2 protein-coding genes are annotated in these 10968 nt (G+C 47.0%); both read left to right on the top strand.

Annotated features, from left to right (window positions below; translation table 11 throughout):
• Positions 1-16: 16 nt before the first annotated feature.
• On the top strand, positions 17-9379 hold the full coding sequence (locus tag ACEN8J_RS10480; protein WP_495594475.1) for an amino acid adenylation domain-containing protein: 9363 nt from the start codon (positions 17-19) through the stop codon (positions 9377-9379).
• A 12-nt stretch (positions 9380-9391) separates the two neighbouring features.
• Entirely contained in the window at positions 9392-10645 is a 1254-nt protein-coding gene (locus ACEN8J_RS10475) for an MFS transporter (RefSeq protein ID WP_069012381.1), read from the top strand.
• The last annotated feature ends 323 nt before the right edge of the window (positions 10646-10968 follow it).

Here is a 10968-nt window from a genome sequence, read left to right as displayed (position 1 = left end):
TTGAGGGGGAAATCCGATGAGTAAAAGGCTTGAAATCGAAAAAGTGGCCAATTTAACGCCTTTGCAGGAGGGGATGCTCTTTCATACAGTGATGGAGCCGGAATCACAGGCGTACTATGAGCAAGTACGAATGATCATCCGGGGTGAACTGAACCTGGAGGCTCTGCAAAAGAGCTTCGAGACTCTGGTGCAGCGTCACGAAACGCTTCGTTCGAATATTTATCATAAAAGTGCTTCCCGTTCGCGGCTCATCGTGTTTAAGGAACGAAATCCAACGCTTCGTTATGAGAATCTGACGAATATTCCCGAGGCAGAGCAAGCAGAGGCCATTCGCAGCTACGCAGACGCAGACCGAAACCATCGTTACGATCTGAGCAAGGATTTGCTCATTCGTCTGGCTGTGCTTCAAACCCAAACGAACGCATACACGCTGCTTTTAAGCTTTCATCATATTATTATGGACGGCTGGTGCCTCGGCATCGTTATGGACGAGCTGTTCGCGGCTTATGAAGCACTGAAAGCGGGGAAGCCCGTACAACTGCCGACACCGCAGCCCTATACTGGCTATGCCCGCTGGCTGGATAAGCAGGATAAGGAGGCGGCGAAGGAATACTGGCGGTCCATCCTGAACGACTATGATCAGCCAGCTGTGCTGCCTACCCTACCTGTAGCCCATCCGCTCCAGCCAGATACCGGGTACTTGCTGCATGAGCATAAAATAACACTCACGGATGAAACAACCCGTCAATTACGGACGGTGGCTGAACGCAACGGAACAACCCTTAGCAGTCTGTTTCTGGCTGCATGGGGAGTGGTGCTTGGAGGATACAACCAAAGTGAAGACGTCGTCTTCGGCACCGTTGTTTCCGGTCGACCGCCGGAGCTTGAAGGTGTTGAACAGATGTTGGGACTTTTCATTAACACCATACCGGTACGAATCAAATTGGATGCAGATCTGCCATTCTCAGGTCTGCTTCGCGAAGTGCAGCGCAGCGCGATTCAATCACGGGCATATGACTATTTTTCACTCGCTGAAATACAGTCCCAGTCAGCACTCAAGCAGCAACTCATGGACCATTTTGTTGTATTTGAAAACTATCCGCTGCAGGATATGGTTGGCCGGCCTGATCTAAAGGAACGACTTGGATTCGTCGTGGAGGACGCTCAGCTGTCCGAAGAAACACCTTACCACTTCAACATCGAAGTAGAAGACGGAAAAGCGCTGAGCTTTATGCTGTCCTACAACAACTATGTTTACAGCGATGAAGCGATGACACGGTTAGCTGGGCATTTGGAGCATGTTCTCGTCCAAATTGCACGTACACCAGAACTCCTGCTGCGGAACATTCGTCTGCTGACCGCTACAGAAGAGATGGAACTCACCAATGTATGGAGCGGGCCGATTACCGACTATCCTGCTGGAACGTTTCATGGAATATTTGAGGCGCAGGCAGAACGTATCCCGGAACAGACCGCCGTCATCTACGAAGACACCGCACTTACCTATCATGAGCTGAATGAGAAGGCTAATCTGCTTGCTCAAGCACTGCAAAACCGTGGGGGCAAGCGTGAGCATCTCGTCGCCGTGATGCTTGAGCGTTCAGCAGACATGATTATCGCTGTGTTAGGGATTATGAAGGCGGGAGCTGCCTACGTACCTGTCGATCCGACCTACCCGAAAGAAAGAATTGCTTACATGCTTCAGGACAGCGGAGCTACGATTATGCTCACGCAGTCTTCCTTGACTGAACTATTAGCCGATGTGGATTTTGCGGGGGAAGTGCTGGACTTGCCAGCGTTACTTCAACAGGCTTCACAAGCGGAGCATTCCCATCAACAAGCGCCTATCTACGCACCTATTCATGATCCCGAGGCTTTGGCCTACGTCATTTACACATCGGGAACGACGGGCAACGCCAAAGGCGTGATGATCGAGCATCGCCATTACGTAAATACGGCGTGGGGCTATAGAGAAGCTCACCAGTTAAAAGAGTTTCCCGTCAAGCTCCTTCAGATTGCCAGTATGTCGTTCGATGTCTTTGCCGGTGATCTGGCCAAGACATTCGTGAACGGAGGCACCATGGTCATTTGCCCACAGGATGTGCGCAACGATCCTCCAGCTTTGGCCCAGGTTCTCGAACAGCACGAAATTACGACGTTTGAAGTTCCACCAGCCTTGTTGACGCTGCTTATGGACTATGTATATGAACACGGTACAGATGTCAGCGCCATGAAGCTGCTTACTACAGGCGCGGACAGCTTTGGCGTTGAAAACTATCGGACGCTTTTGAATCGCTTCGGCGATACGATGCGCATCATGAATACCTACGGTGTAACCGAAGCGGCTATTGATTCCAGCTTTTATGAAGAAACAGCTGAACGTTTGCCTCCATCAGGTATCGTCCCGATTGGAAAGGCACTGCCGAATCATAAAGTATATATCGTGGATGAGGCTTTTCGTCCGCTCCCTGTCGGCGTAGCCGGAGAGTTGTGTTTGGGCGGCGCTTCTGTGGCCCGCGGTTATTTGAACCGTCCTGACCTGACGGCGGAGAAATTTGTACCGAATCCTTTTGTAAAGGGAGAGCGTCTGTACCGCACCGGAGATCTGGCACGCTGGCTGCCGGATGGCAACATTGATTTCATCGGTCGGATTGACTTTCAGGTGAAAATTCGTGGCTACCGCATCGAACCTGGTGAAATTGAGTCGGCCTTACTCCAATTGGATGAGGTACGCCAAGCGGTGGTCACGGATAGAACGGATAAAACCGGACGAAAGTATTTGTGCGCCTACGTAGCAGGTACAACCGACAAATCCTTCTTGCGGACAGAGCTTGCCAAGCAGTTGCCAAGCTATATGGTGCCCGCACATATTATCGTGCTGGATCAATTACCTTTGACCCATAACGGTAAAATTGATCGACGTGCGCTTCCAGAACCCGAAGATTTTGTGTTGACCGACGTCGAGTATGAAGCGCCGCAGAGCGAACTGGAGCAAACACTCGCTTCCATCTGGGAGGAAGTCATTGGCGTTAAGCCGATTGGTCTGCGCAACAACTTTTTCGAGCTTGGTGGCGATTCGATCAAAGCGTTGCAAATCGCAGCCCGATTAAACGCGAAGGGCCTCAAAATGGACATGAAGGATTTGTTCCGCCATCCGCAGATTGATTTGATTGCTCCTTATATAAAAAAAGTAATTCGGACCATCCCGCAGGGGGCGGTACAAGGTACAGTGGAGTTGACACCGATCCAATGGGAATTTTTTGAGCATCATCGTATAGAACGTCATCATTACAGTCAGGCTGTCATGCTCCAGAACCCCGAAAGATGGAACGAAACCTGGCTGCGAAGCGCCGTGGACAAGCTGACCATGCACCATGATGCCTTGCGCATTACCTTTGATGAACGTGAAAAAGAACCTGTCGCCTATAACAGAGGCACAGCCGAAGGTGAACACTTTACATTGGAAAGCTACGATTTTTCACATGCTGACCAGCCTGAGGAAGAAATCGCGCAGCTCACTGACGCGTTACAAAGCAGTTTTAATTTGCGTAACGGCCCGCTTGTACGTTTGGCTTTAATTCGGCTGCAGGAATCCGATCATTTGTTAATCGTCATTCATCATCTTGTCGTAGACAGTGTGTCGTGGAGAATCCTGCTGGAAGACTTGGAAACAACCTACCAACAGTTAGCTAACGGTGAAAAGCTACAGTTACCCGCCAAGACCGATTCCTACAAAGAATGGGCAGCACGTTTGTCCAAGTATGCACAAAGCGAGCTGGCGCGTCAGGAAATCAGCTATTGGAATACGGTAGAAGCTCGTGAAATACTTCCGCTGCCAAAAGATCATGAGGTTCCAGATAGCTTGATCCGTGACGTGCGCAAATCCGAAGTGACACTCAGCCGGGAAGAAAGCGAAAACCTGCTAAAACATGCGCACCATGCTTACAATACAGAAACAAATGATATTTTAATGACGGCGCTAGGACTGGCTTACCGGGAATGGAGCGGACATGCTGAAATTGCAGTCCAGGTGGAAAGTCATAGCAGGACGGAATTGATTAAAGACATTGACGTATCACGTACAGTTGGCAGGTTTACGTCCGTGTATCCGTTGGTGGTAAATGTGAGCAAACCCGAAGATTTGGCCCATCAAATCAAGCTGGTTAAGGACAATTTGCGACGCGTACCCAACAAGGGTTTCGGCTATGGCATTTTACGCTACTTGACCGACAGGGAGCAGCAGAATAGGGTAACCTTTTTTTCTGCCAAGCCACCTGAGATAAACTTTAGCTTTGACGGAGAAGCCAGAGAAGGTACGACATGGCGTACCTCGCCACTATCCACGTTTGCCGGTACTGAAATCAACCCTCTGACTAAAAAAGCGCCCAGCTTTGATATTCATGGTGCGGTGGCTGACGAAAGACTCCGCATTGTATTCGAATACAACGCACGTGAATATGAAGCATCGACGGTGGAGCGACTTACAGCCAGCTTTAAGAATCATCTGATCGAACTTATTCGCCATTGCTGTGCCAAGGATACAGCAGAACAAAGCCCGACGGATTTTACATATGGGCAATTGTCTCTGGACCAGTTTGAAAATATTGCAAATCGCTTGTCAAATAAGCTGTTAAACCACCAAGTGAAAATTAAAGATCTCTATCCGCTATCCCCGATGCAGGAGGGAATGCTATTTCATTCCATACTTGATGAAGAGTCAGAGGCTTATTTCGAACAAACGATCATTACCATTCATGAAGCTATGGATACCAACCTAATCAGCCGAAGCTTACAAAAGCTGATTGACCGATATGATATTTTCCGTACGGTATTCATGTATAAGGAGGCGGATCGTCCGCTTCAGGTTGTACTGGGGGAACGATTAGCTGCTCCTGTCCATACCCAAGATGTGCGTAGTTTACCGGATGCGGAAAAGCACAGACGACTTCAAGCCATTTTACAGGAAGAGCGGCAGAGAGGTTTTGATCTGGAAAAGGAGGTTCTCATCCGGTTAGCGCTTGTACAGTGGGATGAGGACACCTCAAAGCTCATCTGGATCTCTCATCATATTATTATGGACGGCTGGTGTCTGAGGGTGGTAGCCAAAGATTTTTTTGATATTTACACATCGCTTCGGGACGATACTCCTTTAAAATTAGAGCCTGTCCAGCCATTTAGCAGCTTTATTCAGTGGTTGGAAAGACAAAATAAAGAGGAAGCAGCAGCATACTGGAAACAATATGTGGCTGATTTTGAAAATGAAACTGTCGTGCCCGGCTATACTCAATCCGTCGATCCTTCATTTCAGGTAGAGCAACTCATATGCACATGGGGAGAGCAGCTGACCCAAGGCATGGAACAAATCGCCAAGCAAAACCGTGTCACCGTCAGCACCTTATTTCAAACCGTTTGGGGCTTATTACTACAAACGTACAACAACAGTAAGGACGTCATTTTCGGGTCTGTTGTGTCGGGCAGACCTGATGAAATCCCCGGTATTGAAAATATGGTCGGATTATTCATTAATACCATACCCGTACGTATTAAAAGCTCCGCTGAACTGCGGTTTTCCGACTTGCTTACGTCTATACAGGATTCCTTAATGGAGTCCAATCGGTATTCCTATTTTTCCTTGGCTGATATTCAAGCCCATAGTGTACTAAAACAAAACCTGATCCAGCATATTGTCGCCTTTGAAAACTTTCCCGTTTCGGAAGAACTTACTGGATTAGAAAAAAAAACCAAAGCACTCCGTGTTGGTGAAGTAGAGGATATTGAACAGACGAATTATGATTTGAATGTAATCGTCATGCCTGGGCGCGAGCTGGAAATCAAATTTAGCTATAACGCGCTGACGTATAACAAAAATGCGATCAAACAATTGGCTGCTCACCTCATCCAAATGATGGAGCAAGTTATTCAAAACCCAAATATCCGGGTTTCGGAGATTGATCTATTGACAGCGGAGGAAAAACAGCAGCTCTTATTTGATTTTAACGATACACGGAGACCGTATCCATCGGACCACACCATACATCACGTATTTGAAGAACAGGCTGAGAAAACACCGGATGCAGTAGCTATTGTATTTGAAAATCGTGAGCTAACCTACCGCGAATTAAATAAAAAAGCTAATCAGCTGGCCTCGAAGCTGCAGAAACTGGGTGTTGCGCCGGATACCATCGTAGGCATTTTGACTAAACGTTCACCAGAAATGATTATCGGTATTCTTGGTATTTTGAAGGCGGGTGGAGCCTACTTGCCATTGGAGCCTTCTTATCCGCAGGAACGGATTATGTTTATGCTTCAGGATAGCGGTAGCGAAATTCTGCTAACCCTATCCGACAAGGGAAAACAGATGCACACTTTCGATTTTTCCGGTACAGTTCTGGATCTGGCCGACATCAGCTCCGACGACTCCGACGACTTCATTTTTTCCGAATCGACAACGGCAGACGATCTGGCCTATGTCATGTATACATCTGGCTCAACTGGACGTCCCAAAGGTGTCATGATTGAACATCGGAATGTCATACGGCTGGTGAAGAACACCAATTACGTACCATTTGCCGAGAACGAACGCATTTTGCTGACCGGGGCGCTCGTGTTCGATGCCTGTACCTTTGAAATTTGGGGAGCATTGCTGAACGGATTGCGTTTGTACATTGTACCGGAATCCATAATCTTGGATGCTGTTCAGCTTGGTGAAGCGCTGGATCGATATCATATTACAACGATGTGGCTGACATCGCCCTTGTTTAACCAACTCACACAGCATAAACCAGATCTCTTTGCTTCTCTAAAGCACTTGCTGGTGGGCGGGGATGTGCTTTTACCTGGGATCATTAATACGGTTAGAGCACATTCTCCGGGACTGAACGTTATCAACGTCTATGGCCCCACAGAAAACACAACATTCTCTACTTATTTCCCGATTGATAAGGAATATAACCGCATTCCTATTGGTCGCCCAATTGGCAATTCAACTGTTTATATTTTGGACTCTTCAAGCAGGCTGCTGCCTATTGGTGCTCAAGGGGAAATTTGTGTTGGTGGGGATGGTCTGGCGCGCGGCTATCTAAACAGGGATGATCTGACCCAGCTAAATTTTGTCCCTAATCCATTCATTCTGGGCGAAAAAATATATCGGACAGGTGATTTGGGCAGATGGCTACCGGACGGCAATCTGGAGTATCTCGGACGGATAGACCAGCAGGTTAAAATCCGCGGATATCGTATTGAACCCGGCGAAATTGAAACCCAGCTCATGAAACATGATGCAGTTCGGGAGGCGCACGTAGCGGTAAAAAGCACGAAGGATGGTCAAAAAACGCTCTGTGCTTATATCTCAACCGACGTACCGCTATCCAAGAGTGATATGAAGACCCATTTGATTGGCCAGTTGCCGGATTATATGATTCCTGCCCAGTATGTGTTCCTGCCGGCGTTTCCCCTGACAACGAACGGTAAAATCGACCGCCAAGCATTGCCTGAGCCAGAAATGACCAGCGGTTCCGATATGGAATACGTTGCTCCAAGAAATGAAGTGGAACAACAGTTGGCGAACCTGTGGCAAGCGGTGCTTGGCGTTGAAAAGGTCGGCATTGACGACGGCTTTTTCGAGCTTGGAGGTCATTCATTGAAGGCCATTCAACTGGTATCGAAAGTACATGAATCGAACATTCCGCTGGATATACATCAATTGCTTCAATATCAGACAATAAGAAGTTTGTCTGATCTTTTACAACGTGTTGAAGAGGGCGGAGTGAACGCGGATACGCTCATTGCGAAAGCTCAGGAGGTTGAGCGGGCTATTACAGAAGCGTTTGGTGTACAGGTCTTTCTTCAGACTGTTTCCACCGATAATCAAAACTATTTGTTCCTGCAAGTGGAGCCTTTTCACGTAGAACAAGTTCAGGCAATCTCAGAATTTATCCAATCTCATATCCATCCAGACCTGCACCCGCATTATATCGTCCGCTGGGGAACCGACGAACCAGATAGAATTCTCGGAGCTATACCGACAAACGAAGAACAAGAAACCTTACTTAAACAACAGGCCGATGTATGGCTTGCCAGCATTGCTGAGTTAAATACTGAGTGGAATACCAATATACTAAGTCTGAATGCTATTGGGCGCTATCCGCTTGCACCAGCTCAGCATTACCATTTGCAACATTTTACAGGCTCGGGTATGGCTGTGCAGTTAGATAGCTACTTGAACACCGAGCGTTTGACCGTAACGATTCAGCGGCTTATTGAACGCCATGAATTGCTAAGAAGCGTACTTGTTCAATCATCCGGAGCATGGGAATGGGAGTTGCGTCCAGTTCCAGAGCATTTTTCTTTACCGACTGTTGATCTCTCCGGTCAACCGGTACAAGCACAACGCAGGCTTCTTTCTTCCATTGCTTCTAAGTTATTTTTAGAACCTTATAAACTTACACAGTCGCTGCAGTACCGGATCGTCCTGATTCGCTTAAATTTGCGGGAACATCTGCTATTGCTCCCTTGCTCGCACATCATTTTTGATGCTACGAGCAGCGACATCCTGCGCAGACAACTCCTTGATGAATATCATCGTCCGCAGCAGACGGCACATGCGACAGAAGAGGTGCAATACCGGGAATATGTAAACCATATCCGCCAAGGCCCTCAAGGAATCGGGGATCAGGAAATCAGCGAGCAATTCAAACTCCAAACGTTTGGTGAGAATAATGATCGTATCCATGTGCTGACCGAAGAACGCAACTATGCGGACACTACCAGATATCGTTGGGAGCTGAATTTAAGCGACATTTCAGAGCAGCACGGCGCTGCGAATATGTGGGATATTTCGCTTCAAATGGCTGTAAGTTTTTTCAGCAGCTATTTCCAACTCTCTGATGTTCCGCTTTGGATTACTAATTATGGAAGACAATATGGCGACCGAAACTATTTTGGAACCGTAGGCGAGTGTATTGATCATATACCCGTTGTGCTGCAGGAAGATGACTCTGAATCCTATGAAAAGAGTATCCATACCCACCTGGACTTTGCTTCACGCTATCATTTGAACTTTTTCAATCTGATCTTCAATGCTGAAATGGAGAAAGCTTACCCGATATCTAGCAGCATTTTGATAAAAGGACTTGAACAGCTGCCTATCGTATTCAACTATTTGGGTGAGGGACGAGAGGATGCAGAATTGCTCGACAATCTGCATACCGAAGGCACAAAGGCCAATGTCAACAAGGTTATTTTCTTTGAGTCAGAGCATGTGGGGGATATTCTGAAAATCTCACTTACCATTCCATATCATGAGAACGACCAGTATATCCATCAAATCTTCCAGACTGCTAGTGACAGGCTCTTGAATGCTTTGACCATTTTGCAGTAAGGAGATGAAGATGTGAATCCATTGTTTAAGGATAGCCGTTTTATCCGATTTTTTGCATCTCGTACTTCTGCCAATATCGCAGACAGCATTTATTCTATCGTCCTGCTGTATTTTGTTCAGCAATCGACACAGTCGGTGGCGATGACCAGCTTCACGTATACGGCCGTATCTGCGGCGTCGATTTTCAGCTTTCTCGTGGGTCCTGTGGTGGACCGTTATTCACCGCCTTTGTTAGCCAGTATCGCCTTGTTTACGCAGGCTGTGCTAATTTTGGTCGTCCCATTTCTCATTCAGGACGGGATGGTCAATCTGGTCGCTATCCTTGTTATTGTCTTCATTGCATCCTGCTTCTCCACACTGTTTTATCCGGCCAATAGTAAAATGCTGCCGCAATTGATAGGCTCGCCGGATTTGATTGTCCGGGCGAATTCCATGATTTTGTCGACGGATCAGGTTATTAATATTGTCGGATATCTGGCTGGAGCCTCGCTCATCATCGCAATGGGGATGAAAAACACGTTTTTTCTAGCCGGCGCGATGCTGTTTCTGGCAGGCTTTGTATATGTCAGGCTCAACAAGCAAATTGATGCTCCTCCGGTGGAAGACACGAACGGAAGGAGTTCGCTAAAGCTCGTGTACTATTTGAACGAATTGAAAGAAGGGTATCTTTTTGTAAAACGGCACACCTTCCTGAGAATTATGCTTCCGTTCTTTGCGCTGACAAACTTTTCGATGGCGATCTTGGTCATTGCCATGCCTTCTATCGCAGTATCCTATGGCTCGCCAATCTATTACAGCTTGCTGTATGTAGCCTACTTTATCGGTATTTTCATCGGTTCCTTTCTGGTCAGTGTATTGAAAAAGAACGGCATTACCATCGCGGTTTCCTGGGTAGCCATGGGACTGGCAATCTATGTTTTTTCCCTTGTACCCGAGATGTGGATGAAGCTGCTGGCAGCTCTGTTATTAGGCATTTTTACTGGCATCATCAATGTGCTGCAAACGTCTTTGATTCAAATTATTACACCGCTGCCGTTACTGGGACGTGTTACAGCCTTTTTAAACACCTTGTCGAATGCGGCTCTGCCATTAGGGGCCGTGATTGGAGGGGCGCTAGCTTTACGGTTTTCTCTGAGTGAGGTTCTTTTTTTCAGTGGACTGATTACTGTACTATGCGGATTGATTATGTTTCTGGTTAAGGATATTCGCCAGTATCAGATTCCTTCTGGAGAGATTGGAGGAGTTGCCCCTTCCCACAATTCCTAAGCCATCCATGCCAATGCCAGGTTCTCATCATAGAACCTGGCATTTTTAGTATGTCTGGCCTCGCCATGATAAGGCTTTATCATAGACAAAGGTAAAACTATCGTTACTTTTGGACTCCAAAGGAGATACAAGATGGCTCAGCCTTTGAAAAAATATGTACACAGCGAATTTTCTTCGCTCTTTCGGTGAAAGAAGTATAAATAGCTTATAGCTCGTTTGATACCCAGGGATTTATTCTTCAAATCATGAACGAGACGTGGGATGGGCTGGAGCTAAAAGAACGAATAAATCGGTATAATTTACATGTAGTATTCAGCAAACCT

This window comes from Paenibacillus sp. Paensp38, from assembly GCF_059491915.1.
Note: the sequence above shows the minus strand (reverse complement) of the source record. Positions and strands in the feature narration are given on the sequence as shown.